The sequence below is a fragment of the Paraburkholderia unamae genome (genome assembly GCF_003096875.1).
GTDB classification, from domain to species: Bacteria; Pseudomonadota; Gammaproteobacteria; order Burkholderiales; family Burkholderiaceae; genus Paraburkholderia; species Paraburkholderia unamae.
The window spans coordinates 1-26,961 of record NZ_QEOB01000034.1; the positions used below are offsets into that span (position 1 = coordinate 1).

The 26,961-nt window shown below is 65.5% G+C and carries 19 protein-coding genes and 1 pseudogene; 12 read left to right on the top strand and 8 right to left on the bottom strand.

From position 1 onward, the window contains the following. Positions 1-84: pseudogene (locus C7402_RS47890) on the bottom strand (succinate dehydrogenase, cytochrome b556 subunit); the annotation flags it as partial. Positions 85-232: 148 nt separating this feature from the next. After that, complete coding sequence (locus tag C7402_RS40945; protein WP_372460585.1) at positions 233-1,039, bottom strand: GntR family transcriptional regulator; 807 nt, start codon at positions 1,037-1,039, stop codon at positions 233-235. Between the two features lie 616 nt (positions 1,040-1,655). Here C7402_RS40945 and C7402_RS40950 point away from each other — a divergent pair. From C7402_RS40950 to acnA, 5 genes are all read left to right on the top strand, one after another. Then, positions 1,656-2,642 (top strand): malate dehydrogenase, encoded by a 987-nt coding sequence (locus tag C7402_RS40950; protein ID WP_112177343.1) that lies wholly within the window; start codon positions 1,656-1,658, stop codon positions 2,640-2,642. A gap of 188 nt (positions 2,643-2,830) precedes the next feature. Beyond that, entirely contained in the window at positions 2,831-3,859 is a 1,029-nt protein-coding gene (locus tag C7402_RS40955; protein WP_116614617.1) for an HpcH/HpaI aldolase/citrate lyase family protein, read from the top strand. A 289-nt stretch (positions 3,860-4,148) separates the two neighbouring features. Then, complete coding sequence (locus tag C7402_RS40965) at positions 4,149-4,670, top strand: hypothetical protein (RefSeq protein ID WP_112177345.1); 522 nt, start codon at positions 4,149-4,151, stop codon at positions 4,668-4,670. A 19-nt stretch (positions 4,671-4,689) separates the two neighbouring features. Continuing rightward, the gene (locus C7402_RS40970) at positions 4,690-6,138 is read left to right on the top strand and encodes a bifunctional 2-methylcitrate dehydratase/aconitate hydratase (protein ID WP_112177346.1); all 1,449 of its coding nucleotides are present in this window, start codon (positions 4,690-4,692) and stop codon (positions 6,136-6,138) included. 79 nt (positions 6,139-6,217) lie between these two features. Continuing rightward, positions 6,218-8,935 carry an aconitate hydratase AcnA gene (gene acnA / locus C7402_RS40975; RefSeq protein WP_116614619.1) on the top strand — a complete coding sequence of 906 codons (2,718 nt, stop codon included), beginning with the start codon at positions 6,218-6,220 and terminating at the stop codon, positions 8,933-8,935. A gap of 111 nt (positions 8,936-9,046) precedes the next feature. Here the strand turns inward: acnA and C7402_RS40980 are convergent, their stop codons facing one another. Next, complete coding sequence (locus C7402_RS40980) at positions 9,047-9,649, bottom strand: response regulator transcription factor (RefSeq protein WP_112177348.1); 603 nt, start codon at positions 9,647-9,649, stop codon at positions 9,047-9,049. A 287-nt stretch (positions 9,650-9,936) separates the two neighbouring features. On the opposite strand from C7402_RS40980, the gene C7402_RS40985 reads away from it, so the two are divergent. The 6 genes from C7402_RS40985 (at position 9,937) to C7402_RS41010 (ending at position 16,755) form a co-directional block, all read left to right on the top strand. After that, on the top strand, positions 9,937-10,578 hold the full coding sequence (locus C7402_RS40985) for a TetR/AcrR family transcriptional regulator (protein ID WP_116614620.1): 642 nt from the start codon (positions 9,937-9,939) through the stop codon (positions 10,576-10,578). Then, the gene (locus C7402_RS40990) at positions 10,575-11,537 is read left to right on the top strand and encodes an HlyD family secretion protein (protein WP_116614621.1); all 963 of its coding nucleotides are present in this window, start codon (positions 10,575-10,577) and stop codon (positions 11,535-11,537) included. Before C7402_RS40985 ends, C7402_RS40990 begins: the two co-directional genes overlap by 4 nt. Next, entirely contained in the window at positions 11,534-12,499 is a 966-nt protein-coding gene (locus C7402_RS40995; RefSeq protein ID WP_112177351.1) for an ABC transporter ATP-binding protein, read from the top strand. The genes C7402_RS40990 and C7402_RS40995 overlap by 4 nt, the downstream gene beginning before the upstream one ends. 20 nt (positions 12,500-12,519) lie before the next feature. Then, positions 12,520-13,638 (top strand): ABC transporter permease, encoded by a 1,119-nt coding sequence (locus tag C7402_RS41000; RefSeq protein ID WP_208949084.1) that lies wholly within the window; start codon positions 12,520-12,522, stop codon positions 13,636-13,638. A gap of 16 nt (positions 13,639-13,654) precedes the next feature. Then, positions 13,655-15,154: an efflux transporter outer membrane subunit gene (locus C7402_RS41005; protein ID WP_116614622.1), complete on the top strand. Its 1,500-nt coding sequence runs from the start codon at positions 13,655-13,657 to the stop codon at positions 15,152-15,154. Positions 15,155-15,279: 125 nt separating this feature from the next. After that, positions 15,280-16,755, top strand: a complete 1,476-nt coding sequence (locus C7402_RS41010) for an amidase (protein WP_116614623.1) — start codon at positions 15,280-15,282, stop codon at positions 16,753-16,755. Positions 16,756-16,801: 46 nt separating this feature from the next. On the opposite strand, the gene C7402_RS41015 is transcribed toward C7402_RS41010, so the two are convergent. The 4 genes from C7402_RS41015 to C7402_RS41030 all read right to left on the bottom strand — a co-directional run bounded on the left by C7402_RS41015 (position 16,802) and on the right by C7402_RS41030 (position 21,282). Then, positions 16,802-17,641, bottom strand: a complete 840-nt coding sequence (locus tag C7402_RS41015; RefSeq protein ID WP_112177354.1) for an ABC transporter permease — start codon at positions 17,639-17,641, stop codon at positions 16,802-16,804. A 13-nt stretch (positions 17,642-17,654) separates the two neighbouring features. After that, positions 17,655-18,932: an ABC transporter permease gene (locus C7402_RS41020; protein WP_116614657.1), complete on the bottom strand. Its 1,278-nt coding sequence runs from the start codon at positions 18,930-18,932 to the stop codon at positions 17,655-17,657. Between the two features lie 86 nt (positions 18,933-19,018). Beyond that, on the bottom strand, positions 19,019-20,062 hold the full coding sequence (locus tag C7402_RS41025; RefSeq protein ID WP_224045504.1) for an ABC transporter substrate-binding protein: 1,044 nt from the start codon (positions 20,060-20,062) through the stop codon (positions 19,019-19,021). 125 nt (positions 20,063-20,187) lie between these two features. Next, positions 20,188-21,282, bottom strand: a complete 1,095-nt coding sequence (locus tag C7402_RS41030) for an ABC transporter ATP-binding protein (protein WP_116614624.1) — start codon at positions 21,280-21,282, stop codon at positions 20,188-20,190. Positions 21,283-21,577: 295 nt separating this feature from the next. Between C7402_RS41030 and pdxR the strand changes: the two genes are divergently transcribed. Beyond that, positions 21,578-23,044, top strand: a complete 1,467-nt coding sequence (gene pdxR / locus C7402_RS41035; protein ID WP_482811997.1) for a MocR-like pyridoxine biosynthesis transcription factor PdxR — start codon at positions 21,578-21,580, stop codon at positions 23,042-23,044. Positions 23,045-23,086: 42 nt separating this feature from the next. Here the strand turns inward: pdxR and C7402_RS41040 are convergent, their stop codons facing one another. Beyond that, positions 23,087-26,857 (bottom strand): DUF748 domain-containing protein, encoded by a 3,771-nt coding sequence (locus tag C7402_RS41040; protein ID WP_116614626.1) that lies wholly within the window; start codon positions 26,855-26,857, stop codon positions 23,087-23,089. Between the last annotated feature and the right edge of the window lie 104 nt (positions 26,858-26,961).

Here is a 26,961-nt window from a genome sequence, read left to right on the forward strand (position 1 = left end):
CAGAGGCAGGCGGTACGCGAACAATATCTGCCCAAGCCCGATGTTCCGGTATTCCGGCCTCGGTTTTTTTGTGGCTTCTGCCATGCTAGACCCCTACTATGTAGTAACACTAATTCGCAATTTTAGCGCCTTTTTATATCGCGCTGCAGCGAAATCCACGACGGGGACGGCTGGTGCACGCGCAAGCAAAGGCACATGGGGAAGGACGCCGCGTCGTTCGCGCGGCCGCCCGTCAACTCAAATCATTCTGATAGTAGTACCCGGTTGTGACATACCATCCACGACGCACTTCGACGGGCCGGTCTCCATAGGTATAGGACACGCGCTCGACGGATAGCAATGGAAAACCTGCGGGCACCTTGAGAAGATCGGCCACCGTGGGCTCGGCGGCCACGGCGCGGATCTTCTCGGTCGCGCGGATCATGCGCGTGCCGAACTCCGTCTCGAACATCGCGTAGAGCGGACCCTTGTACTCGGCAAGGCGCTCGCTCGTAAGGCCGCGGAAAATGCCGCCGGGCAGCCAGATCTCGTCGAGCACGGTGCTCTCGCCGTCGAACTGAAGCAGACGCCGGATCAACACCACCGGGTCGGAGGGCTTCAGGTCGAGCTGGCGCGCGATCTCGGCCGAGGCGCGCAGGCGGCGGCATTCGAGCAGCCGGCTCACGTGCGGGTGTTCAGCGCCGTCATCGGCGAGTAATCTCAGAAAGCGAAACTGGGCGCGCTCTTCGTTGTGCGTTGCAACAAAAGTGCCCTTACCCTGGCGGCGCACCAGCAGGTTGTCGGCAGCCAGTTCGTCGATCGCCTTGCGTACGGTCCCCTGGCTCACCTTGTAACGGGCGGCCAGTTCGACTTCGCTGGGGATGATTTCACCGGGCTTCCATTCGCCGGACTCGAGGCTCTGCGTAATGAGCCCCTTGATCTGCTGGTACAGCGGACTGAATGTCGGGGATGGCGGAACCGCGGGCGCAGACGCCTGAACGCCGCTCTCGGGAGCGGGAGGATTCGCGTTACTGGCCGGGTTTGCACTCATGGCGCGCATTTCAACATAAAGCCCCCCACGCATCAAGCATTTTGGCTGTAATAGATATGTCTTATATAAGACATAAGATACTGTTGACTTTGACCCTGACGGCTCCTACACTCCCGTTCGAGCAAGGGTTTGCGGGCGGGTTGCCGGCCGGTTTCAGGACTTGAAACCGGCGCGATGCAGGGGCTTCGCCGGTTGCCGGCGGTTGCATCCACCCCGTGGCGCACGCGTCGCAGTCCGCCTTGCGCCATGCTGTTCCCTTACGCAGTAAACGCAGTAGTGGTTTCGATCCGCCCGGCCAGCGCGCCAGATGCAGCCTGACTGCATGCCATGCGCGCCGCGCATCTGTGGACCAGCCCGAGCGAGCTGTTGCAGGAGTCGGCACACGCGAAGCGGCCAGCGTCAGGCGCCCCTCGAAGGGCGACCCGTTCACCTCTTGCCTTGTTGCACAGGTTACCGGCACGGCGGTCCGCGCCGGCGGCTCGCATCACCGCCCGGCAGTCCATGATGTCCGGGCAAGGCGCGCACGCCAGCAAGAAGGATCGCCTGTTTCACCTACGCTTCGTGTATCGCGCATATAGAATGGCGTTTTACCCTGGCGTCTAACGCATCTTCCTGGAGATTTTCAATGGCTAAGCCCGCAAAGCGCGTTGCCGTCACCGGCGCCGCAGGTCAGATCGCTTACTCCCTGCTGTTCCGCATTGCGAACGGCGACCTGCTCGGCAAGGATCAGCCCGTCATCCTGCAACTGCTCGACCTGCCGCAAGCGCAAGCCGCCGTCAAAGGCGTCGTGATGGAACTGGACGACTGCGCATTCCCGCTGCTCGCGGGCGTGGTCATCACCGACGACCCGAAGGTCGCGTTCAAGGACGCCGACGTCGCCCTGCTGGTTGGCGCACGTCCGCGCTCGAAGGGCATGGAGCGTAAGGACCTGCTCTCGGCAAACGCCGAAATCTTCACGGTTCAGGGCAAGGCGCTGAACGACGTCGCCAGCCGCGACGTGAAGGTGCTGGTCGTCGGCAACCCGGCCAACACGAACGCTTACATCGCCATGAAGTCGGCTCCGGACCTGCCGAAGAAGAACTTCACGGCCATGCTGCGTCTGGACCACAACCGCGCGCTCTCGCAACTGGCCGCCAAGTCGGGCAAGCCGGTTGCTTCGATCGAGAAGCTGGCCGTGTGGGGCAACCACTCGCCGACGATGTACCCCGACTTCCGCGTCGCAACGGCCGAAGGCCAGTCGCTGACCGCGCTGATCAACGACGACGAATGGAACCGCAACACGTTCATCCCGACCGTGGGCAAGCGCGGCGCAGCGATCATCGAAGCGCGCGGCCTCTCGTCGGCGGCATCGGCGGCCAACGCGGCAATCGACCACGTGCGTGACTGGGTCCTCGGCACGAACGGCAAGTGGGTCACGATGGGCATTCCGTCGGACGGCTCGTACGGCATCCCCGAAGACATCATCTACGGCGTGCCGGTGACCTGCGAAAACGGCGAATACAAGCGCGTTGAAGGCCTCGAAATCGACGCTTTCTCGCGTGAGAAGATGGACGGCACGCTGAACGAACTGCTCGAAGAGCGCGAAGGCGTGGCTCACCTGCTCGGCAAGTAAGCGGGCAGTACGAACGGAACGCGCTTCATGCGCGTGCGGCCCCGCCAGCGGGGCCGCGCCACGGGCCGCCAGGCGAAACTCGCCCAGCGCGGCCCGATCCGCATGCGCCTTGCCAGACGCCTTCCGGCGGCAGGACGCATTCGAATCCGGTTTCCCCTCCAACACTCGACCGACCGCCGACGCCGAAGATGCGCGCCATCACACCCGCCGAAGTGCTGTTTGACGGCGAAGCGCCGCCCGCCATCCTGCCCGCATGCGATCACTACGCGGGCAGCGAGAAGCTGATGCTGAAGTCGCTTGCGCTCCAGCAACAGCTCGGTCCGGTATTCGACATCACCCTCGACTGCGAAGACGGCGCCCAGGTGGGCCGCGAGGCCGAGCACGCCGAACTCGCGGCGTCGTTCATCGGCGGCGAGCACGACCGCTTCGGTCGCGTGGGCGTGCGCGTCCACGACTTCCATCACCCGCACTGGCGCGACGACGTGCGCCTGATCCTGCGCGCCGCAAAGCGCGCGCCGGCCTTCATCATGCTGCCGAAGATCCGCGCCGTGGGCGACGCCGCCGAAATGACGGCGTTCATCGAAGCCACGCGCGTCGAACTCGGCATCGAGAAGCCCATTCCCGTGCAGCTACTGGTCGAAACGCATGGCGCGCTCGCGCGCGTGTTCGACCTCGCCGCGCTGCGCGGCGTGGAGTCGCTGAGCTTCGGCCTGATGGACTTCGTTTCCGCGCACGACGGCGCGATTCCCGACACGGCAATGCGCTCGCCGGGCCAGTTCGATCACCCGCTCGTGCGCCGCGCGAAGCTCGAAATCGCGGCGGCTTGCCACGCGTTCGGCCGCGTGCCCTCGCACAACGTGAGCACGGAAGTGCGCGACATGGACGTGGTGGCGAACGACGCGCGCCGCGCGCGCAATGAGTTCGGCTACACGCGCATGTGGAGCATCCACCCCGCGCAGATTCCCGCGATCGTGGCCGCATTCGCCCCGCGCGACGAAGAGATCACCCTCGCCACCGACATCCTGCTGGCCGCGCAGCATGCGCAATGGGGTCCGACGCGCCATGGCGACACGCTGCACGACCGCGCGAGCTACCGCTACTACTGGTCGGTGCTGCGCCGCGCCCGCTCGACGGGCCGCGCCGTGCCGGCCGAGGCGGCGCCGCTGTTCGGCGCGGGCGGCGACACGGCGGGCGCGCCGGTGAGGGAGCGGGCCTGATGCGCATGCGGCGCGTGGCCGCGGAAAACGTTTTCAACGTACTCCGCGACGACCGCAAAACGGGCCTCGCGCCGCGTCGCGCAGCAATGACGGACAAGGGGTGTTACAGGCAGTTACTTGCGAACCATGGCGCAAACAACACCGGGCCGGAGAAATTGCGGTCCGTGGCGATAAATAGGTGAAAATAGCGTCCGCTGCGTGCTTTCGGGGCGCGCGCAGTGCAACCGGCGGCCGCAATCCGCAGCCGCGCACTGATCAACCGATTTAGAGAGATAAAGGTTTGACTTCCATGAAGAAACTGCTGATCGCCGCTGTTATCGGCACCCTGTCCTCGACGATGATGCTGGCCGCTACCGACGCCGCCGCGCAAGGCACGACGACCACGGCCAAGAAGCCGGCTCCGAAGCACAAGATCATCAAGCGCAAGGCCAACCCGGCCAAGGAAGCGAAGGTCGATCCGGTCCCGGCGGGCTCGGAGCACTGGAGCTGTGCCGAAGGCATGCAATTCGACCTGAAGGGCGACATGGCGCGTGACCAGATCGTCACCGTTCACTGGGCGAACAAGAACTACAACCTGCCGCGCCAGACCACGACCACGGGCGCCGACCGCTTCCACGACGCCGCGACCGGTCTTGACCTCGTCGTGATCCCGACCAAGGCCATGCTGTTCTCCGACAAGGACAGCTCGCGTCTCGCCGACGAGTGCAAGACGGTTGCCATGCAGCAAGGCGCAATGGCGCCGACGCAGGCAAACGCCCTGAACCCGGCCAACCGCGCGGCTGAAGGCGCAAGCGGCGCAGCGGGTCAGTAAGGACCACGGGAACGCCCCGATGTCCGCTCCGATCTCCAACGTCAGGCCGCAGCCGGATCAGGTACTGGTCGATATCGTCGACTACGTGCTGAACGGGGTTGGCAGCGCGCTCGCGCTGACCACGGCCCGGCATTGCCTGATCGATACCCTCGGCTGCGGACTCGAGGCGCTCTCCTACCCCGCCTGCACCAAGCTGCTCGGACCGATCGTGCCGGGCACGATCGTCCCGCACGGCGCGAAGGTGCCGGGCACCCAGTTTCAGCTCGACCCGGTTCAGGCTGCGTTCAACATTGGCGCGATGATCCGCTGGCTCGACTTCAACGACACGTGGCTCGCCGCCGAATGGGGCCATCCGTCGGACAACCTGGGCGGCATTCTCGCGACCGCCGACTGGCTCTCGCGCACCGCCGTCGCCCAGGGCAAGCCGCCGCTCACCATGAAGCATGTGCTTGAAGGCATGGTGAAGGCGCACGAGATCCAGGGCTGCATTGCGCTGGAAAACTCGTTCAACAAGGTCGGTCTCGACCATGTACTGCTCGTGAAGCTCGCCTCGACCGCCGTGGTCGGGCAAATGCTCGGGCTCACGCGCGACGAACTCATCAACGCCGTGTCGCTCGCGATGGTCGACGGCCAGTCGCTGCGCACCTACCGGCACGCGCCCAATACCGGCTCGCGCAAGTCGTGGGCCGCCGGCGACGCCACCTCGCGCGCCGTGCGCCTCGCGCTCATGGCGAAAACGGGCGAAATGGGCTATCCCTCGGCGCTCACGGCGAAAACTTGGGGCTTTTACGACGTCTCGTTCAAAGGACAGCCGTTCCGGTTCCAGCGCCCCTACGGCACGTACGTGATGGAAAACGTGCTGTTCAAGATTTCGTTCCCCGCCGAATTCCACGCGCAGACCGCGGCCGAAGCCGCGATGACGCTGCACGGCGTGCTCGCGCAACGCGGCTTGACGGACGGGGACATCAAACGCATCACCATCCGCACGCACGAAGCGGCAATCCGTATCATCGACAAAAGCGGACCGCTCGCGAACCCGGCCGACCGCGACCACTGCATCCAGTATATGGTCGCCGTGCCGCTGATCTTCGGGCGCCTGACGGCCGCCGATTACGAGGACGACGTGGCGCATGACCCGCGCATCGACGCGCTGCGTGCGAAAACAGTGTGCGTGGAAGACCCGCAGTTCACGAAGGATTATCACGACCCCGCGAAGCGCTCGATCGCAAACGCGTTGACCGTCGAACTGAACGACGGCACGATGCTTGACGAGGTCGTAGTGGAGTACCCGATCGGCCACAAGCGACGCCGCGATGAAGGCATCCCGCTGTTGATCGAGAAGTTCCGCACCAACCTCGCGCGCCGCTTCCCCGCGAAGCAGCAGCAGGCGATTCTCGATGTCTCGCTGGACGAGGCGCGGCTGTGCGCCTTGCCCGTCAACGAGTACGTCGACTTGTACGTCATCTGAGCAGCAAACAGACAGGTATCAGTCACAGCAGCAACCGTGCAGTAAGCGTTATTTCCGCGATTAAACGAAGGAAAACACCATGGCCCACAACCTCCACAAAACGCTAAAGGAATTCGACAGCGGCTCCGGCAAAGGCAAGTTCTACTCGCTGCCGCAACTCGGCAAGCAGCTCGGCGTGAAGATCAATCGCCTGCCGGTCTCGATCCGTCTCGTGCTCGAGTCTGTGCTGCGTAACTACGACGGCAAGAAGATCGCGGAAGAGCACATCGAGCAACTCGCGAACTGGAAGCCGAGCGCCACGCGCGTCGACGAAATCCCGTTCGTCGTCGCCCGCGTCGTGCTGCAAGACTTCACCGGCGTGCCGCTGCTCGCCGACATCGCCGCCATGCGCGGCGTGGCCAAGCAGGTCGGCAAGGACCCGAAGGTCATCGAGCCGCTCGTGCCGGTGGACCTGGTGGTCGACCACTCGGTGCAGATCGACTACTTCCGCCAGAAGGACGCGCTCGACCTGAACATGAAACTGGAATTCCAGCGCAACAACGAGCGCTATCAGTTCATGAAGTGGGGCATGCAGGCGTTCGACACGTTCAAGGTCGTGCCGCCGGGCATCGGCATCGTCCACCAGGTGAACCTGGAATACCTCGCGCGCGGCGTGCACAAGAAGGCTGAAGGCGGCGACACCGTCTACTACCCGGACACGCTCGTGGGCACCGACTCGCACACCACGATGATCAACGGCATCGGCGTGGTGGGCTGGGGCGTGGGCGGCATCGAAGCTGAAGCCGGCATGCTCGGCCAGCCGGTGTACTTCCTCACGCCGGACGTGGTGGGCGTCGAGCTCAAGGGCAAGCTGCGCGAAGGCTGCACGGCAACCGACCTCGTGCTGACCATCACCGAAATGCTGCGCAAGGAGAAGGTCGTCGGCAAGTTCGTCGAGTTCTTCGGCGAAGGCACGGCGTCGATCGGCGTGCCCGACCGCGCGACCATCGGCAACATGGCGCCGGAATACGGCGCAACGATGGGCTTCTTCCCGGTCGACGAAAAGACGATCGACTACTTCAAGGGCACGGGCCGCACGCAAGCCGAGATCGACGCCTTCGCGAACTACTTCAAGGCGCAGGAACTCTTCGGCGTGCCGAAGGCCGGCGATATCGACTACACCAAGACGCTCACGCTCGACCTCAGCACGGTTGCGCCGTCGCTGGCCGGTCCGAAACGCCCGCAAGACCGCATCGAAATCGGCAACGTGAAGTCGACCTTCACGGACCTGTTCTCGAAGCCGGTCGCGGAAAACGGCTTCAACAAGAAGGCCGCCGACCTCTCCGCCGAGTACACCGCGGGCGAAAAGGTCAAGCTGCACAACGGCGACGTGCTGATCGCCGCGATCACGTCGTGCACGAACACGTCGAACCCGAGCGTGCTGCTGGCCGCCGGTCTGCTCGCGAAGAAGGCCGTGGAAGCCGGCCTGACGGTCGCGCCGCACATCAAGACGTCGCTCGCTCCGGGCTCGCGTATCGTCACGGAATACCTGACGAAAACGGGCCTGCTGCCGTACCTCTCGAAGCTCGGCTTCGAACTCGCGGCCTATGGCTGCACGACCTGTATCGGCAACGCGGGCGACCTCACGCCGGAACTGAACGATTCGATCGTCAAGAACGACGTCGTCGCGGCTGCGGTGCTCTCGGGCAACCGTAACTTCGAAGCGCGTATTCACCCGAACATCCGCGCGAACTTCCTGGCCTCGCCGCCGCTGGTCGTCGCTTACGCGATCGCGGGCAACATCACGCGCGACCTGATGACGGAACCGGTCGGCAAGGGCCGTGGCGGCCGCGACATCTACCTCGGCGACATCTGGCCGACGAGCGACGAAGTCAACGCGCTGCTCAAGTACGCGCTCGACCCGGACGCGTTCCAGAAGAACTACAGCCAGCTCACGAAGAAGGGCGACCTGTGGAGCAAGATCGAAGGCGAGGAAGGTCAGGTCTACGACTGGCCGAAGTCGACCTACATCGCCGAGCCGCCGTTCTTCGGCAGCCACTTCTCGATGACGCCGTCGTCGGAAGTCGCCGAGGTCAAGGGCGCGCGCGCACTGGGCATCTTCGGTGACTCGGTCACGACCGACCACATCAGCCCGGCAGGCTCGATCAAGGAAGACTCGCCCGCAGGCCGTTGGCTGAAGGAAAACGGCGTGCAGAAGGCCGACTTCAACAGCTACGGCTCGCGTCGCGGCAACCACGACGTGATGATGCGCGGCACCTTCGCGAACGTGCGGATCAAGAACCTGATGATCCCGGCGAAGGCCGACGGCACGCGCGTGGAAGGCGGCCTGACGATTCACCAGCCGAGCGGCGAACAACTGTCGATTTACGACGCCGCCATGAAGTACATCGACGCCGGCACGCCGACCATGGTGTTCGCGGGTGAAGAGTACGGCACGGGTTCGTCGCGCGACTGGGCAGCCAAGGGCACGCAACTGTTGGGCGTGAAGGCCGTGGTCGCACGCAGCTTCGAGCGTATCCACCGCTCGAACCTGGTCGGCATGGGCGTTCTGCCGTTGCAGTTCAAGGGCTCGGACAGCGTTCAGTCGCTCGGCCTGACCGGCGAGGAAACGTTCGACATCGAAGGCCTGACGGACGACTTCAAGCCGCAACAGGACCTGACGCTGGTGATCCGCCGCAAGGATGGCAAGGAAGAGCGCGTCCAGGTGCTGTTGCGTATCGACACGCCGATCGAAGTCGACTACTACAAGCACGGCGGTATTCTGCCGTTCGTGCTGCGTTCGCTGCTGGCTGCTTAACTGGCAGCGCAAGCAGACAGTTTTTGCAGGTGCCGCGCCCGGCAACGGGTGCGGTCACACTTGGAGCCCGACGAAAGTCGGGCTTTTTTTTCGCCTGTGCCTGGGATCGGGTTACTCGATCAGCTTGTTCAATGTCGCGAACTCGATCAGCGCGGCGAGCGACGACACGCCGAGCTTGTCGAGCACGCGGGTCTTGTATGTGCTGACAGTTTTATCTGAAAGCCCGAGTCGCGCCGCGATGCCCTTGTTGCTCATGCCACGCGCCAGGTACTGCAACACTTCGACTTCGCGCGGCGAGAGCCCGTTGAGCGCCACGTCGCGGCCGCCACCGCAACTGCCCACCGGAAAGCAGTCGTAACCGAGCAGCACCGCCTTGACGACGCCGCACAGCTCCTCGACACCGCGGTTCTTGTTCACATAGCCGTTCGCGCCCGCCACGCGCGTGTGATTGGCCATGACCAGCTCGGGCTTGGCCGAGAGCACGAGAATGCGCGCGTCGGGCTGCTTCGCGCGGATCCCGCGGATGACGGAAAGGCCGTCGAGCCGGGGCAGTTCGAGGTCGAGAATCACGAGGTCGGGTTGCAACTCCTGCACGAGGCGCAGGCCCTCTTCGCCGTCGCCGCACTCGCCCACCAGTTCGTACTCCGTGTTCAGCACGTTGGCGAGCATCTTCAGAACGATCGGATGGTCATCGATTACAACGATGCGTTTCATTTTTTGTTCCATGGCGGAGTTTGGATGTTTGACCCTTCAGCGGGAATCTCACAGCCTGAATGACACGCCATCGTTTTTGTATAGGAAAGTTCTGAAACGACCCCGCTAAGACTCTGCTCAGACCCCGTCAGTACCGCTTCAGGGTTAACCCAAAGCTCGCGCCGTTTGAATTTAACTAACGCGTGAATTAAAGTTGAGCCATGGTCACGCGCCCCTCCCCACCCTCCGCTCCTGTCGCTTCCTCTCCCCGCCCGCGCGGACGACGCCGCGCCGACGCCGACCTCGACATGCGCGAGCGGTTGCTTGCCTGCGCCACCCAACTGTTCGGCGAACAGGGCATCGCAGCCACCACCATGGCGCAGATCGCCGCGGCTGCGGGTGTGACGTCGGCGATGGTCCACTACTACTTCACGAATCGCGAAAAGCTGCTGGACGCCGTGGTCGAAGAGCGCATCGCCCGCTCGATCGCCTTCGTGTGGGAAAGCGTGGAGGGCGACGCCGCGCACGACCCGCATGCGCTCGTAGAAGAACTCGTCACGCGTCTGTTCGACGTCACCGCGCGCATGCCCTGGTTGCCGCCGCTCTGGCTGCGCGAAATCGTCAACGAAGGTGGCCTGCTGCGCGAGCGCATGATCAAGCGTTTGCCCATCGAACAACTGCAACGCTTTGCAGCACGCATCGGCGAGGCGCAGCACGACGGCCGCGTCAACGCCGAACTCGAAGCGCCGCTGCTCTTCATCTCGATCCTCGCGCTCGTCATGCTGCCGCTCGCGACTTCGAAGCTCTGGCAAAGCGCGCGCGGCTTTCCGAGGATCGAACGCGAAGCGCTGCACCGCCACGTGAGCGCACTGTTGCGCGCGGCATTGCGGCCCGCTGCGCAGGAAAAGCGCGGGCGCCGCGCGACGACCGCCAAAGGGGAAACGTCATGAAACGCCGGACGATGCGGGCGTACGCCTTCGTGTTCGCGCTCGCGTTCGTGCTCACCGCGTGTTCGCGCAACGAAAACGCGCGCTGGCAAGGCTATGCCGAAGGCGAGTATGTGTATCTCGCGTCGTCGCAGTCGGGCACGCTCACGGACCTCGCGGTCAAGCGCGGCCAAACCGTGGCCGCCAATGTGCCCGTCTTCGGACTCGACGCGGTCGAGGAAACGGCCGCGCGCGACGAAGCACAGCATCGCGTCACGGCCGCGCAGCAACAGCTCGCCGACCTGGAAACCGGCAAGCGCCCGCCCGAAGTGCGCGTGACCGAGGCACAACTCGCGCAGGCCGAGGCCAACGCGCGCAAGGCCTCCCTTCAGCTCACGCGCGACGAGGCGCAACTGCGCGCGGGCGGCATCGCGCAGGCGCAGCTCGACGACTCGCGCGCCCAGGCCGCCTCCACCGCCGCGCAGGTACGCGAGTTGCAAAACCAGGTGCGCGTGGCGAACCTGCCGGGCCGCACCGCACAAATCGCCGCGCAAGCCGCCGAGGCCGAAGCCGCGCGCGCCTCGCTCGCGCAGGCGCAATGGCGGCTCGACCAGAAGCGCGTGAGTGCGCCGAGCGGCGGCCTTGTCTACGACACGCTGTTTCGCGTGGGCGAGTGGGTGCAGGCGGGCAGCCCCGTCGTGCAGATGCTGCCGCCGCAAAACGTGAAAGTGCGCTTCTTCGTGCCCGAGACGATAGTCGGCTCGCTCGCCCCCGGCCGCAAGGTGAACGTGCGTTGCGACGGCTGCGCCGCCGACGTGCCCGCCACGATCACGTGGATTTCGAACGCCGCCGAATACACCCCGCCCGTCATCTACAGCAACGAGAATCGCGCGAAGCTGATTTTCATGATCGAGGCGCGGCCCTCGGAACAAGACGCCGTGAAACTGCATCCGGGCCAACCGGTCGAGGTGACGCTGCAATGAGTGCACCTGGCGCGGGCAACGGCGACTACGCCATCGACGTACGCAATCTCAACAAGCGTTTCGGCAGCAAGCACGTCGTGAACGATGTCACGCTGCGCGTGGCGCGCGGCGAGATATTCGGCTTTCTCGGGCCGAACGGCAGCGGCAAGACCACGTCGATCCGCCTCATGTGCGGCCTGCTCACGCCCGACTCGGGATCGGGCACCTGCCTCGGCTACGACATCCTGCGCGAGAGCGCGCAGATCAAACGTCATGTCGGCTATATGACGCAGCGCTTCTCGTACTGGGAAGACCTGACGATCCGCGAGAATCTCGACTTCGTCGCGCGCATCTACCAGATGCCGAACCGCCGCGAAGCCGTCGATCACGCGCTCGAATCACTCGGCCTCGCGAGCCGCGCAAACCAGCTCACGGGCGCGCTTTCGGGTGGCTGGAAGCAGCGGCTCGCGCTCGCGGCCTGCATGCTGCACGAGCCCGAGCTTCTGCTGCTCGACGAACCGACCGCGGGCGTCGACCCCACCGCGCGGCGCGACTTCTGGGAAGAGTTGCACCGGCTCGCCGCGCGCGGCATCTCGGTGCTCGTGAGCACGCACTACATGGATGAGGCCGAGCGCTGCCACAAGCTCGCGTATATCGCCTACGGCAAGCTGCTCACACAGGGCACGGCCTCCGAGGTCATTGCCGAGCAGAATCTCAATACCTGGGCGATCCATGGCGAGCGGCTTTCGGCGCTCGCGGCGCAATTGCGCGAAGCGCCCGGCGTCGAGCAAACCGTCGTGTTCGGCTCCGCGCTGCACGCGAGCGGGCGCGACCATGCGGCGCTCGCCGCAGCGATCGCACGCGCCGTCGAAGGTCAGCCGCTGCGCGCCGAACGCATCGACACCGGCCTGGAAGATGTCTTCATCTATCTGATGAGCCATGTTCAGGATAACTATGCAGACAAAAGCGGAGTGACGCCGTGAAGCTGTCATTCCCGTTTTCCATGGCGCGCTGGTGGAGCATCGTGCTCAAGGAGTTCTTGCAGCTCAAGCGCGACCGCATCACGTTTGCGATGATCGTGGGCCTGCCCATCATCCAGCTCACGCTGTTCGGCTACGCCATCAACACCGACCCGAAGCATCTGCCCACGGCCATCGTCGTGGGCGAAGACAGCGTATTCGCGCGCAGCTTCGTTGCGGGCATGCGTAATTCGGCCTATTTCGACGTGGTCGAAACGATGCCTGACGAAGCCACGGCGCGCCAGGCGCTCGCACGCGGCACGGTGCAGTTCGTGCTGAGCATTCCCACCGACTTTTCGCGGCGCCTCTTGCGCGGCGAGCGGCCTTCGCTGCTCGTCGAGGCCGACGCGAGCGACCCCACCGCCATCACCACCGCGCTCGCCGCGCTGCCCGGCCTCGTCGGCCCCGTGGCGGCGAAAGACCTGACCGGGCCGCTTGCGCACCTGAACGGCGCGCCAGCCGCCTTCGACGTGCAGGTGCACCGGCTCTACAACCCCGAAGGCATCACGCAGTACAACGTGGTGCCGGGCCTGATGGGCGTGATCCTCACGATGACGATGGTGATGATGACGGGCCTCGCCATCACGCGCGAACGCGAACGCGGCACGATGGAGAATCTGCTCGCCACGCCCGTGCTGCCCATCGAGGTGATGACGGGCAAGATCGTCCCCTATGTGGCGATCGGGCTGATCCAGGCGACCATCATCGTGCTCGCCGCGCGCTACGTCTTCCATGTGCCGTTCGCGGGCAGTCTCATCGCGCTCTACCTCTCGGCGCTGCTTTTCATCGCGGCCAACCTCACCGTGGGCATCACGCTCTCGTCGCTCGCGCAAAACCAGTTGCAGGCGATGCAGTTGACGATGTTCTACTTCCTGCCGAGCCTGCTGCTCTCGGGCTTCATGTTTCCGTTCGGCGGCATGCCGCGCTGGGCGCAGTGGATCGGCAACCTGCTGCCGCTCACGTACTTCAACCGGCTCGTGCGCGGCATTCTGCTCAAGGGCAACGGCTGGATCGACCTGTGGCCCGCAGTGTGGCCGCTCGCCGTATTCACGGTAGCGGTGATGGCGATTGCCTTGCGCTTCTACCGGCGCACGCTCGACTAGCGCGAGATCCTCCACCATGAAGCGCTACGCACCCACCCCCTTCGTGCTGCTAATGATGCTCGCAGGCTGCACCATGGGCCCCGACTTCCACACGCCCGCCGCGCCCGACGCCACCGGCTGGACGCGCGAAGGCGTGCCGCCGGCAACCGCCGCCGCGCCCGGTCCCGGCGGCGGCGCGCAGACCTTTGCCGCCGCGGAACACGCGCCGCACGCATGGTGGACGCAGTTCGGCAGCGCCGCGCTCGACGATCTCGTCGATCAGGCCTTGCGCGCGAGCCCCACGCTCGACGCCGCGCGCGCGAAGCTCGTGGAAGCGCGCGAGAACTACAACGCCCAGGCGGGCGCGACGAATTTCCCCTCGGTCGACTTGAAGCTCTCGGGCACGCGCCAGAAGGTCGATCTCGCCGCGTTCGGCATCACCCAGGTGCCGAACCCGCCGCCGTTCACGCTCTACAACGCCTCGGTCAGCGTGTCGTATGTGTTCGACGTGTTCGGCGCGAACCGCCGCGCACTCGAAGCCACGCTGGCCCAGGTCGATTATCAGGCGTACGAACTGGAAGCCGCGCGTCTTTCGGTGGCCGCCAACGTGGTGTCCACGGCGATACGCTACGCGTCGCTGCAACAGCAGATCGCGCTCACGCGGCAACTGGCCGACACGCAGGCGCGCCAGCTCGCCATCATGCAAGCGCGTCTCGCCGCCGGCGGCGTGGCGCAAATCGACGTGCGCAGCCAGCGCACGCTGCTCGCGCAAACGCGCGCCTCGCTGCCGCCGCTCGAAACGCAGCACGACGCCGCGGACCACCAGCTCGCGATCCTGCTGGGCGTGGCGCCGTCGAACACGCAGTTCGCGGCGCCGCTCACCGCGCTTTCGCTCGACACGCTGCATCTGCCCGACACGGTCTCGCTCACCGTGCCCTCCACGCTGGCACGCGAGCGGCCCGACATACGCGCGAGCGAAGCGCTGCTGCATCAGGCCGGCGCGAACGTCGGCGTGGCGACCGCGAACCTCTTTCCGCAGATATCGATCTCGGCCGGCATAGGCTCGGAGCGCACGCATATCGAAGACATCGTGAGCGGGCTGAACATCTGGAACGTGGGTCTCGGCCTCACGCAACCGCTCTTTCACGGCGGCGAGTTGCGCGCGAAGAAACGTGCGGCGCAGGCCGCTTATGAGGCGGCTTTCGCCGACTATCGGCAAACCGTGCTGCAAGCGTTGCAGCAGGTCGCCGACTCGCTTCAGGCGCTGCAAAACGATGCCGTCGAATTGCAGGCGCGCGACGACGCCGCGCGCGAGGCGCAGGCCAATGCGGCGATTGCGCAGTCGCGCTACCAGGCCGGAGGCGTGAGCGAATTCTCGCTGATCGACACACAACGCCAGGCACTCCAGACGATGCTGGACCGCACGCGCGCCCACGCCGACCGACTCACCGACACGGCCGCGCTCTATCAGTCCCTGGGCGGCGCCACGCTGCCCGGCGAGGCGGACCGGATGGACGGACCAGACCAGAGGAACTAGAGGAACCAGGGAAACCAGGCGGCAACCAGCGCACCCCGGCGGCAACCGCTCGTTTCCTTTCGCTTGCGGCGCGGCTGGGCGACAATGATCCTCCCCCCTGCTCCATCCGCAAACAAGAGACACGTATGAATCAGGCATCGCCGTCCCCCGCCCGCCCGTCGCCCAACGATCTCGTGATGGCCGACGCACTCCAGCTTTCGGATTGGATACGCCTGCGCAAGGTGTCCTGCCGCGAAGTGATGAGCGCGTTTCTCGACCATATCGAGCGCGTGAACACCCCCGCCAACGCCATCGTCTCGCTACGCGAACGCGCCACGCTGCTGGCCGAGGCCGACGAACGCGACGCCCAGCTCGCGCGCGGCGAGTATCTCGGCTGGATGCACGGCATGCCGCAAGCGCCGAAGGATCTCGTCGCGGCGGCCGGTATCCCCTACACGCAAGGCTCGCCGTTGTTCCGCAACGAGGTGCCGAAGGAAGACTCACTGGTCGCCGCGCGCATGCGTGCGCAAGGCGCGATCTTCATCGGCAAAACCAACACGCCGGAATTCGGCCTTGGCTCCCACACCTACAACACGGTGTTCGGCACGACGCTCAATGCGTACGACTCCACGCGCAGCGCGGGCGGCAGCAGCGGCGGCACGGCCGTGGCGCTCGCGCTGCGCATGTTGCCCGTGGCCGACGGCAGCGACATGATGGGGTCGCTGCGCAACCCCGCGGGCTGGAACAACGTGTTCGGCTTTCGTCCGTCGCAAGGGCGTGTGCCCTCGGTGCCCGCGCATGACCTGTTCTTCAGCCAGCTTGGCTACGCAGGACCGATGGGCCGCAGCGTGCGCGACCTGGCCATGCTGCTTTCCACCCAGGCGGGCTACGACGCGCGTGCGCCGCTCTCCATCGCCGAAGACCCGGCGCAGTTCGCGGGCTCGCTGGAACGCGACTTCGGCGGCGCGCGCATCGGCTGGCTCGGCGACTACGACGGCTATCTGCCGATGGAAGACGGCGTGCTCGCGCTCTGCGAAACCGCGCTCAACGACTTCGGGTCGATTGGTTGCAAGGTCGAAGCCACGCGCCCCGACTTCGCGATGGAAAACCTGTGGCAGACCTGGCTCACGCTGCGTCACTTCTCGTGCGCGGGCACGCTCGGCGCGCTCTACCGCGACCCGGAAAAGCGCGCGCTGCTCAAGCCCGAGGCGCAATGGGAGGTGGAAGGCGGCCTGAAGCTTTCGGGCGAAGATGTCTGGAACGCCACGCTCACGCGCAGCCAGTGGTACAACGCGCTGCTCGCGCTCTTCGAGCACTACGACTACCTCGTGCTGCCCAGCGCGCAGATCTTCCCGTTCGACGCGCGCGAGCCTTGGCCGAAGTCGATCGCGGGCCGCACGATGGACACCTATCATCGCTGGATGGAGGTCGTGATCGGCGGCAGTCTCGCGGGCCTGCCCGTGGCGTGCGTGCCTGCGGGCTTCAATGCGCAAGGGCTGCCCATGGGGCTACAGGTAATCGGCAAGCCGAACGCGGATCTTTCGGTGCTGCAACTCGCCCACGCCTACGATCAGGCGACACAGTGGGTCACGCGCCGCCTGCCGACGCTCCTCGAAGCGTAACGCGCAAAAGCAGAAAGGCAGCGCCGCGGCGCTGCCTTTTTTCACATCACGCCTTCACGGCGCGCGCCGCATTCCTGCCGCGCAGCCATTCGAGCGCCAGCAGCAGGCAGGTGGAGAACACAATCAGGATCGTTGCGAGCGCAGCGATTGTCGGGCTGATGTTCTCGCGTATGCCCGTGAACATCTGGCGCGGCAAGGTGGTCTGGTCGGCGCCCGCGAGGAACAGCGTCACGACCACTTCGTCGAACGACGTCGCGAACGCGAACAGCGCGCCCGAAATCACGCCCGGCGCAATCACGGGCAGCGTGATGCGGAAAAACGTCGTGACCGGATTCGCGCCGAGCGAAAGACTCGCACGTACGAGATTGTGGTTGAAGCCCTGAAGCGTGGCCGCCACCGTGGTCACGACGAACGGCACGCCAAGCGACGCGTGGGCGAGAATCAGGCCCAGGTAGGTATTGGCGAGACCGAGCGGTGCGAAGAACAGGTACATGCCCACGCCCACCACGACCACGGGTACGATCATCGGCGAGATGAGCACCGCCATGAGCACGGCCTTGCCGCGAAAGTCGGCCTTGGTGATGCCGATGGCCGCGAGCGTGCCGAGCACGGTTGCCACGAGCGTCGCGGCCGGCCCCACGATAAAGCTGTTTTTCGCGGCCATGCGCCATTCGTCGGACATGACGAGATTCTCATACCAGCGCAGCGACCAGCCCGGAATCGGATAAACGAGGAACGTGCTCGACGAAAACGAGAGCGGCACGATCGCGAGCACCGGCAGGATCAGATACAGCAACGTGAGCACGACGAGCGCGCGCAGCGTGAAGTACCAAACGCGTTCGACGGCCGAGGTATGCGGTGCAAAAAGAGGCTTGGCGAATTTCATGGTCGTGCCTCCCTTAGCCGAGGCTCAGTTGCGTGCGCGTGAGGCGCCCGTAGACGAAATACAGTACCGTGGTCGCGGCCAGCAGGAGCGCGCCGAGCGAACAGGCCATGCCCCAGTTGATCGATACGTTGGTGAAGTACGCCACGTAGTAGCTGACCATCTGGTCGGCCGGGCCGCCGAGCAGCGCCGGCGTGATGTAGTAGCCGATCGAGAGGATGAACACGAGCAGCACGCCCGCGCCCACGCCGGGATAGGTCTGCGGCACGTACACGCGCCAGAAGGCCGCGAACGGATGACTGCCGAGCGACACCGCCGCGCGCTGGTAGGTGGGCGGAATCGACTTCATCACGCTGTACAGCGGCAGCACCATGAAGGGCAGCAGGATGTGCGTCATCGAGATATACACGCCCACGCGGTTGAACAGCAGCGAGAGCGGATGCGAAATGAGGCCCGTGCCCATGAGCGCCTTGTTGACGAGACCCTCGCCCTGGAGTATGACGATCCACGCGGCCACGCGCACGAGAATCGACGTCCAGAACGGAATCAGCACGAGGATCATCACGAGATTCGCGCGGCGCTCGGAGAGCGTCGAGATCCAGTAGGCAAGCGGATAACCGAGCAGCAGCGCGAACACCGTGACGAACACGCTGATGACGAACGTACGGGCGAACACGTCGAGGTAGATCTGCTGTTCGGGGTCGGCGGCCACGATGCGGCCGAACGCGTCCTGGCGATGATCGAGCGAGGCGAGCAGATAGAACGGTGAGTAGCGCGAACTATTCTTCGCAATGGCCTGCCAGTAGGCAACGTCGCTCCAGCGGTCGTCGAGATCGACGATCTTCGCGCGCGTTTGCGCGGGCGTAAGCGTGAGCGGCTTGCCGTCGTCGTCCGCAAGCGGCATGGCGCGCGCGGTCTTGGCCACCAGCGAGCGAAAGCCCGCGATTTCCACGTTCAGGCGGCGCGCCAGCGCGCCCATTGCGTCGCCGTCCTGCACCACGGTGAGGTCCTGGGCGAGTGCGGCGTAGGCCACGTCGGGCGGCGCGCTCTTGCGGTCCCAGTCGCGCAGCGCCGCGATGGTATGCGGCAGCGCCGTCGCCACTTCGGGGTTCTGCACCGCGCGCGTGAGCAGCGCCGCAATCGGCACCACGAAAATCAGCAGCAAAAATATCGCGAGCGGCGCGATCAGCATGAGCGCCATCGTGCGCTTCTTCGCTTGCGCCACGCGCAGTTCGCGCTTCAGGCGCGCGGCTTCTTCGCGTGCCGCGCCGGCTACGTTGGTCACGGTCGTCATCGTGGTCACACCTGGTCTCCTGCCTCCAGGCCGCGTGTTGCGGCCAACCGCTCCGGCGCCTGCGCGCCGGAGCGTCTACATCACACTTACTTCGCGGCCCACGAAGCGAAACGCTGCTCCAGCTCGTCGCCGTGGTCGGTCCAGAACGTCAGGTTCTGCTGCACCGCGTTCTTGCCGTTGGCAGGCGAATTCGGCAGATTGGACAGCGTCTTCGCGTCGAGCGACTTGATCGCGTTCGAGTTCACCGGGCCGTAGGCGATATGCTGCGCGTAAGCCTGCTGCGGCTTCGGCGAGAGCGTATAGGCGATGTACTGCTCGGCCAGCGCCTTGTTCGGCGCGCCCTTCGGAATCGCCCAGTAGTCGAGGTCGTAGATGCTGCCGTTCCACACGACCTTGAGGTTCTTGCCCTCGCGCTGCGCGGCGTCGATACGGCCGTTGAACGCCGTGGACATCACCACGTCGCCCGCCACGAGGAACTGCGGCGGCTGCGCGCCCGCTTCCCACCACTGGATATAGGGCTTCAGTTCGTCGAGCTTCTTGAACGCGCGGTCCTGGCCGGCCTTGGTCGACAGCACCTTGTAGACGTCTTGCGGCGCCACGCCGTCGGCCATCAACGCGAATTCCATGTTGTACTGCGCGCCCTTGCGCATGCCGCGCTTGCCCGGGAATTTCTTCACGTCCCAGAAGTCGGCCCAGCTCGTGGGCGCGGTCTTGAGCTTGTCGGCGTTATAGGCAAGCGCCGTGGACCACACGAAGAAGCCCGCGCCGCAGGGCTGCTGCGCGGCCTTCATGAAATCGCCCTTGTTGCCGAGCTTGGCCCAGTCGAGCTTTTCATAGAGACCTTCGTCGCAGCCGCGCGCGATGTCGCCGGTTTCGACTTCGACCACGTCCCAGTCAACGTGCTTCGCGTCGACCATGGCCTTCACCTTCGCCTGCTCGCCGTTGTACTCGACCGCGGTGATCTTGTTGCCCGTTTGCGTCTGGAACGGCTCGTTGAACGCCGCTTTCTGCGCGTTGCCATTGGCGCCGCCGAAGTTCACGACGGTCAGCTCCGCGGCATGCGCCGCGCCGAACGAGAGTGCGAGCGCGGCCGCGACCGCTGCAACGCGCATGTTGCCGATCTGCTTCATGGTGTAGTCCCTTCTCCTTGGTGGTTTGTCTTGCCGGGCCCTTCGACACGAGAGACGTGGCCCGATCGTCGAGACGCCTGCTTTGCGAAGCAACGGCGCAACCGTGCGCGCCGCGCCCGCACGCCTCATGCGAACACGCGCAGATGCTCCGGCGCGAACTCCAGCGCGACCGGCTGACCGGGCGCGAAGCCGTCGAGCGCCTCGGTGCCGAGCGGCACCTTCACGAAGCACTCGTCCTGATGGGGCAGGCCACAGCGCATGCGCACGTGGTCGCCGAAATAGATGAGGCCGCGCGCCTCGCCCGCCAGCGCGTTCGCGCCGTCACGCTTAAAGCCGTGCGCCGCGAGCTTCATGCGCTCGGGCCGGATGCAGGCAATCGCGCTCGCGCCGGTCTGCGCACCCGCCACGTTGCGCCCCTTGAGACGCGTGCCGTCGGCCAGATGCATTTCGCAGTACTCGCCATCCACGGCGGCGATGGTGCCGCGCAGCCGGTTGCTGTCGCCGATGAAGTTGGCCACGAACTCGTTGCACGGCGACTCATAGAGCCGGTCCACGCTGTCGAGCTGCTGCACGATGCCCTTGTCGAACACGGCCACGCGGTCCGACATGGTGAGCGCCTCGCCCTGGTCGTGCGTGACGTAGACGAACGTGACGCCGAGCTTCTCGTGCAGCGACTTCAGTTCGTACTGCATATGTTCGCGCAGTTGTTTGTCGAGCGCACCGAGCGGCTCGTCCATGAGCACGAGCTTGGGCTGGAACACGAGTGCGCGGGCGAGCGCGATACGCTGCTGCTGGCCGCCCGAAAGCTGCGCGGGATAGCGCTTCGCGAAGCCTTCCATGCGCACCATCTTGAGCGCGTCGTTCACGCGCGCGGCGCGCTCGGTGGTGGGCACCTTGCGCACGCCCAGCGGGTAAGCCACGTTTTGCTCGACCGTGAGATGCGGGAACAGCGCGTAGTTCTGGAACACCATGCCGATGTCGCGCTTGTGCGGCGGCACGTTGTTGAGCAGCTTGCCTTCCAGGCGAATCTCGCCGCCGGTGGGAAACTCGAAACCGGCGAGCATCATCAGGCAGGTGGTCTTGCCCGAACCGGACGGCCCGAGCAGCGTCAAGAACTCCCCTTGATAAATATCAAGGTCAAGTTGTTTGACGACCAGCGTTTCGCCGTCATAGGTCTTGCGCACGCCGCGAAAGCTGACGATCACGTCCGAACTCTTCATCGCCCTGTCTCCTTGCTCTTCCTTGCTCTTTTCCAGAGGTTTCGCGCCTGCCCGGCCCATGGCCGAAGCGCCTGCGCGTCACCCGTTCCCTTCCGTCACGATTAAATAAATTCTGACTGAGACATTAACCGCAACTGACGTGCGAATTACTATAGATGGTTACGGCTCTATTCAATGGAGCCATTTCATTATTCCTGATGGAACCACTTCAGCCATGGTCATCCTGTCCGAATGGCTTGCGGCGCAGCTCGACAAAGCGAGCGCCGAACCCGCCTACCGCCAGCTTTTGCAGCTCATGCAGCAGGCCATCCTGACCGGCCGGCTCGCGCCCGGCAGCAAGCTGCCCAGTTCGCGCACGCTCGCGGGGGACCTGGGCGTGGCGCGCAACACCGTGCTGCACGTGTACGACCAGTTGAGCGCCGAGGGCTACGTGATCTCCACCACGGGCAGCGGCACCTACGTGGCCGACACGCGCCCGGACACGGCCGCCGTGAGCAGGGCGTCGCCCGAGAGCGCGAACGCCGCGGGCGAAGACAGCGCGGACAGCGGCAATAACGAAGAAGGCACCGTCTGCCCGCGCGGCGACATGTCGACGCGCGGCCAGCGGCTCATCGACGAAGCGGGCGTATCGGCCAAGCAGTGGGGGGCGTTCATGCCGGGCGTGCCGGACGTGGCTGAATTTCCCGCGCGCACATGGAGCCGCTTGCAGGCGCGGCTATGGAAGTCGGCCAATCATGGTTTGCTGACCTACGCGCCCGGCGGCGGCTACCGGCCGCTGCGCCGCGCGCTTTCCGACTATCTGCGCGTGGCGCGTTCGGTGCGCTGCACGCCCGACCAGATCATCATCACGACCGGCATCCACCAGTCCATCGATCTCGCCGTGCGCCTGCTCGCCGACGTGGGCGACCGCGCATGGGTGGAAGAACCCTGCTACTGGGGCGCGCGCAGTGTGTTGCAGTCCTCAGGATTGAAGCTCGCGCCCATTCCCGTGGATGACGAAGGGCTCAATCCGCGCGAACAGGACCTGCGCGACCCGCCGCGCATCGCGCTCGTGACGCCTTCGCACCAGTATCCGCTCGGCATGGTGATGAGCCTCGCGCGCCGCCGCACGCTGCTCGAATACGCGCGCCAGCACAAGGTGTGGATCGTCGAGGACGACTACGACAGCGAGTTCCGCTACGGCAGCCGCCCGCTCGCCTCGCTGCAAGGGCTCGACGACTCCGACCGCGTGATCTATGTGGGGAGCCTCGGCAAGCTGCTGTTTCCGGGCCTGCGCATCGGCTACATGGTCGTGCCCGAGCGGCTCGCGGCCACCTTCCGCACCGGCGTGGCGGAGCTGTATCGCGAAGGCCAGCTCATGCAGCAGGCCGTGCTGGCCGAATTCATCATGGACGGCTACCTCACCTCGCACGTGCGCCGCATGCGCACGCTGTACGGCGAGCGCCGCCAGTTGCTGATCGACGCGGTCACGCGCCATTTCGGCGACGCGCTGCCGGTCATGGGCGACGAAGCGGGCCTGCACTTCGTGCTCGGGCTGCCCGACAGCGCGGACGACCGCGCTGTCACCGCCGCCGCGTACGACGCGGGCGTGATCGTGCGGCCGCTTGCGGCTTACTATAGCGGGCGCCAGGATCGCAAAGGATTGCTAACGGGTTACGCATGCGTGCCGCATGAGCAGATCGAGCCGGCGTTTGCGACGCTCGCCCAGGTGATCGAAGAACACGCGTTTGCCAGCCCGCAAAAACTGCGGCGCGCCGGTTGAACCGTAGCGCGCCGCCAGGGAGTCGAGCCGTGAAATCGCCGCTTATTTCAGGCCGAAATCCACCCGCGTGGTCGCGCCCTTGTCGTCGATGCCCTTCGCGTCCAGCTTCGGCGCGACGACGAACACGCGGCTCGGATCGACCTTGCCTTCGAAATACTGCTGCACCGCTTGCGCGCGTTCTTGCGCGAGATTGCGCAAGGTGGCGTCGTCAACGGGCGCGTGCTCGGCCAGCGCCTGCTTCATGTCGTCCACAGGCAGTGTCTTCGTGAAGCCGATCATGTTGTGCGGCTTCTTGAAGTCCGCATCCTTATAGGCCTTGGTGAGATATTTCGCGTATTCCTTGTCGTCCACCTTGACCTGCGAGGTATCCACGCTTTCGCCGTTGCCCACGGTGTCCTTCACCTTCGCCAGACGCACGAGGCGGTCCACGTAGCGCTCGCGCAGCGCGGGCGTGTCCACGGCCGGATCGACGCGGCCGATCAGGTCGATCTTGATCGAAGGCTTGTCGTCGAGCGCCTTGGCAATGGTGTCGAGCTTCTTGTTGTCCGCGTCGCTCAGCGTGGCCGTGCCGGGCGCGAACTCCACGTAGCCCAGTTCCTCGCCGCCGCCGCCGAACGCGTTGGCGAGCAGTGTGAACGGCGCGGTCACCGCCTTCGCGATGAGATTCAGCACGGCCTTCCAGATCAGACCGCCCAGGCTGAACTCGGGGTTCGAGAGCGAGCCCGACACCGGAATGTTCACGTCGATCTCACCCTTGCGATTCTTGAGCAGCGAGATGGCGAGCCGCACCGGCAGCTTCGTGGCCGTGTCGTTCTGCACATGGTCGCCGAACGTGAGCTGGTCGATGAAGATATGGTTGTTCGCCGTGAGCTGGTCGTTGGCGAGCTGGTAGTGCAGATCGACGTTGAGCTTGCCCTTCGTGATCGGATAGCCCGCGTACTTGGCCGAGTACGGCGTGAGGTTCGTGAGCTCGACGTCGTGCGCGCTCGCCGTGAGGTCGAGCGAGGGCTTCTCGATGAGCGGGTTCACCGTGCCCTTGATCGAGAGCGGCCCGTTCGCCGCGAGCTTGGCCGACACATCCACGGGCGCGGGCGTGGTCGACTCGGTGCCGAACGCCCCGACCGTGCCATGGATCTGCACGAGGTCGGCGGTGTAGTTCGGCTTGATGAAGTTGTCCGTGTAGTTCACGCGGCCGTCTTGCAGCACGAGTTCGCCGAAGTGCATGCGCACGGGGTTCTTCGGCGGCTGCGCGGCCTGCACCGTGGGCGGCGCGGATGCCGCCGCCGGTGCGGACGCCGTTTGCACGGGCGCGCTCGCCGCCTGCGGCGTGAGCGGCACGGGTTCGCGGCCGCCGTCCTTGCCGGCGTTCGCGTCCTGCGTGAGCGACTGCGCCGCGCCGGTTTGATGCGCGACCACGTCCTTGAGATTGAGCTTGCCCTGCGCATCGAGCAGCACGCGCCCGTAGAAGCCCGTGAAGGTCACGCGGCTCGCGTCCACGTCGGTGCCGCGCGCGTCGTCGTAGTTCGCCTTGAGGTTCGTGAGCGCGAGCGAGCGCCAGCCCGCGAACGGGCCCGAGGTCGCCTTGTCGAGCATGCGCACGTCCACGAGCGCCGCGTCGCCGCGGTAGTTCGCCTTGAGCGCCTTGCCCTGCTCCACCGCCAGTTGCCCTTTCATGTTGAGCAGCGCGCTCGCGATCACCGCGTTGAGCTGATTGCCGAAATACGGCTCGAACGCGGCGGCGTCGAGGCGGTTCGCGTCGATCTTCAGTTGTGCCTTGAGCGGCGTCGGATTCACGTTGCCGCTCAGCGCGAGCGTGCCCTTGCGGTTGACGGTCGCCTTCAGCTCGATCGGCAGCGGGTGTTTCAGGTCGTCGCTGATCTGCTGGATCTTCAGGTCGAACGGCGTGACGGCGAGCTTCACCTGCCGCTGCGTCGAGTTGTCCGTGAAGTTGATCGTGCCGTTGCTCAGCGTGAACGCGTCGATCGTGTAGCGCCACTCGGGGCCTTCCTGCACCGACTTCTGCGCCGCGCGAATGGCGGTGCGCTCGGGCGCGGCCTGGCGCGTGGCGGCAAGCTGCGCGAGGTCGATCTTGCCGTCCTTCTGGCGCTGCGCGTTCAGCATGAGGCCGGTCAGGTCCACGGAGGCGATCTGCGCCTTGCGCGCGGCGAGGTCGACGCCGCTCACCTGCACCGTGCCCTGAGCGAGCGTGATGGCGGGCGCCTTCGCGCCGCGCGGCGCGAGCTTGAGCGATTCGAGGCCGAGCGTGCTCTCGCCGACCTGCACGGCGGCGGGCTGCTGCGCCCAGTCGGCCTTGAGCGTGGACGTGAGGTTCAGCTTGCCGTCCAGGATCTGCGCGCCGCTCAGGTTGTCGATATACGGTTGCGCCTGTGGCAGGTTCACGGACTGAAGCGCGATATTGGCCTGGGCGTTCTTGCCGGCGAGGCTGAGCGTGCCCGACGCCTTCGCCGTGCCGCCGTCGCCCGCGTTGGTCGCAAACGTGAATGGCGCACCGGCTTTCGCGGTGGTCGAGAAGTTCGTGAGCGTGGTGGAAAGCTGGCTGAATTCGAAGTTCACCGGCCGCGCGGGAAGATCGTCGCGCACGTGCACCGTGCCGTTCGTGAGCGCGAACTGGCGAATCGAGAGATCGAGCGGCGCGGGCTTCTCTTCGGCCGGCGCGGCCTGCGCGGCGGCGGCCCCCGATGCGCCGGAAGCGGCCACGGCAGCGGCCGCTTCCTTTTGCGCCGCCGGCGTGCCCATCAGCTTTTCGACGCTCAGCACACCTTGCTTGTCGCGCGCGACCCAGACGGTCGGCGCGTCGAGCCGGATCTCGTCGAAACGATAGACGTTGCCAAACGGTTCGAGCGAAGCCGCCGCCACGTGCAGACTGTGCGCGCCGAAAAACGGCGCGTTGGCGTTGTCGGCGGTGTCGATGTCGTCGAGGTCGGTGGTGCCCGACACACGCAACGTCGGCTTCTCGCCCGACATCACGAAGTCGAGCTTGAGGTTGGTCGAGAGCTTGCCGCTCTTCACCGTCACGGGCAGCTTCGTGGGCGCGTAGGTGAGCAGTTTCGGCACGTCGAGGTCGCTCAGGCGCAGCTCGACCTCCGACTCGCGCGTGGCCGAGAACGGCTTGGTCCTGCCGTCGATGGCGAGCGTGCTCGCGCCGTCGATGCGCGCGCGCAGCATCGGCTGGACGAAGATGTCGGTCTTGGACGGCAGCGTGGCGATGAACGGAATGCCGAGCGACCAGCGGTCGATCACGTGCTTTTCGTTGAGCAGGCGATCGTCGAAGGTGATCTGCCCGTTCTCGACGCGGATGTTGGAGACCGAGAACGGCGTGGGCTTGCTGTTCGGCTTCGAGGGCGTCGAGAACTTCTCGATGAGGTCGGAGAAGTTGAAGTGCTGCGCGTCGAGCCGCACGATCGTCGCGCGCGGCGAGTCGAGCCGCAGTTCGTCCACGATGGGCGCGGCGCGGAAGATCGACGACCACGAGGCCTGCACGACGGCGCGCGAGACATCGAAGAACTCGCCGTTGCCGCCGCGCTCGCCGATATGCAGGCGATCCGCTTCCAGCCGCAGCGTGTACGGATTGAGCGAAATGCTGCCGATCGTGACGGGCCGGTCGAGCTGCTTGCTCAACTGCTGCTCGGCGACGTGCCGGATGATGGGTGGCGCGGCGAAGAAGCCGAGCAACCCGAACACGATGAGAAAGATCACGACGCCCGTGAGGATGCGCCGGGTGCGGGGCGCGCGCGCGACGGCGCGCACCGATTGCAAGGAAGAGTTCAGCGACGCTTTGTTCAGGCTTGCCATGCTTGCTTGCGGATGATGCGGCAACAGGCCCGCCGCGGGATGTGGGTCTGAGCTCAGGAATACGGGTGTGCCGGCAAGAGGGTGTGCCGACAGCCGGAAGTATA

What these genes read in the sequence shown, in the direction of transcription:
- C7402_RS40945 (WP_372460585.1), bottom strand. Translation starts at nt 1,039, where the DNA reads ATGCGCGCCATGAGTGCAAACCCGGCCAGTAACGCGAATCCTCCCGCT.
- C7402_RS41025 (WP_224045504.1), bottom strand. Translation starts at nt 20,062, where the DNA reads ATGAAGCAGATCGGCAACATGCGCGTTGCAGCGGTCGCGGCCGCGCTC.
- C7402_RS40955 (WP_116614617.1), top strand. Translation starts at nt 2,831, where the DNA reads ATGCGCGCCATCACACCCGCCGAAGTGCTGTTTGACGGCGAAGCGCCG.
- C7402_RS41040 (WP_116614626.1), bottom strand. Translation starts at nt 26,857, where the DNA reads ATGGCAAGCCTGAACAAAGCGTCGCTGAACTCTTCCTTGCAATCGGTG.
- C7402_RS41030 (WP_116614624.1), bottom strand. Translation starts at nt 21,282, where the DNA reads ATGAAGAGTTCGGACGTGATCGTCAGCTTTCGCGGCGTGCGCAAGACC.
- C7402_RS40990 (WP_116614621.1), top strand. Translation starts at nt 10,575, where the DNA reads ATGAAACGCCGGACGATGCGGGCGTACGCCTTCGTGTTCGCGCTCGCG.
- C7402_RS41015 (WP_112177354.1), bottom strand. Translation starts at nt 17,641, where the DNA reads ATGAAATTCGCCAAGCCTCTTTTTGCACCGCATACCTCGGCCGTCGAA.
- C7402_RS41010 (WP_116614623.1), top strand. Translation starts at nt 15,280, where the DNA reads ATGAATCAGGCATCGCCGTCCCCCGCCCGCCCGTCGCCCAACGATCTC.
- pdxR (WP_482811997.1), top strand. Translation starts at nt 21,578, where the DNA reads ATGCAGCAGGCCATCCTGACCGGCCGGCTCGCGCCCGGCAGCAAGCTG.
- acnA (WP_116614619.1), top strand. Translation starts at nt 6,218, where the DNA reads ATGGCCCACAACCTCCACAAAACGCTAAAGGAATTCGACAGCGGCTCC.
- C7402_RS40985 (WP_116614620.1), top strand. Translation starts at nt 9,937, where the DNA reads ATGCGCGAGCGGTTGCTTGCCTGCGCCACCCAACTGTTCGGCGAACAG.
- C7402_RS40980 (WP_112177348.1), bottom strand. Translation starts at nt 9,649, where the DNA reads ATGAAACGCATCGTTGTAATCGATGACCATCCGATCGTTCTGAAGATG.
- C7402_RS40970 (WP_112177346.1), top strand. Translation starts at nt 4,690, where the DNA reads ATGTCCGCTCCGATCTCCAACGTCAGGCCGCAGCCGGATCAGGTACTG.
- C7402_RS41000 (WP_208949084.1), top strand. Translation starts at nt 12,520, where the DNA reads ATGGCGCGCTGGTGGAGCATCGTGCTCAAGGAGTTCTTGCAGCTCAAG.
- C7402_RS40950 (WP_112177343.1), top strand. Translation starts at nt 1,656, where the DNA reads ATGGCTAAGCCCGCAAAGCGCGTTGCCGTCACCGGCGCCGCAGGTCAG.
- C7402_RS40995 (WP_112177351.1), top strand. Translation starts at nt 11,534, where the DNA reads ATGAGTGCACCTGGCGCGGGCAACGGCGACTACGCCATCGACGTACGC.
- C7402_RS41005 (WP_116614622.1), top strand. Translation starts at nt 13,655, where the DNA reads ATGAAGCGCTACGCACCCACCCCCTTCGTGCTGCTAATGATGCTCGCA.
- C7402_RS41020 (WP_116614657.1), bottom strand. Translation starts at nt 18,932, where the DNA reads ATGACGACCGTGACCAACGTAGCCGGCGCGGCACGCGAAGAAGCCGCG.
- C7402_RS40965 (WP_112177345.1), top strand. Translation starts at nt 4,149, where the DNA reads ATGAAGAAACTGCTGATCGCCGCTGTTATCGGCACCCTGTCCTCGACG.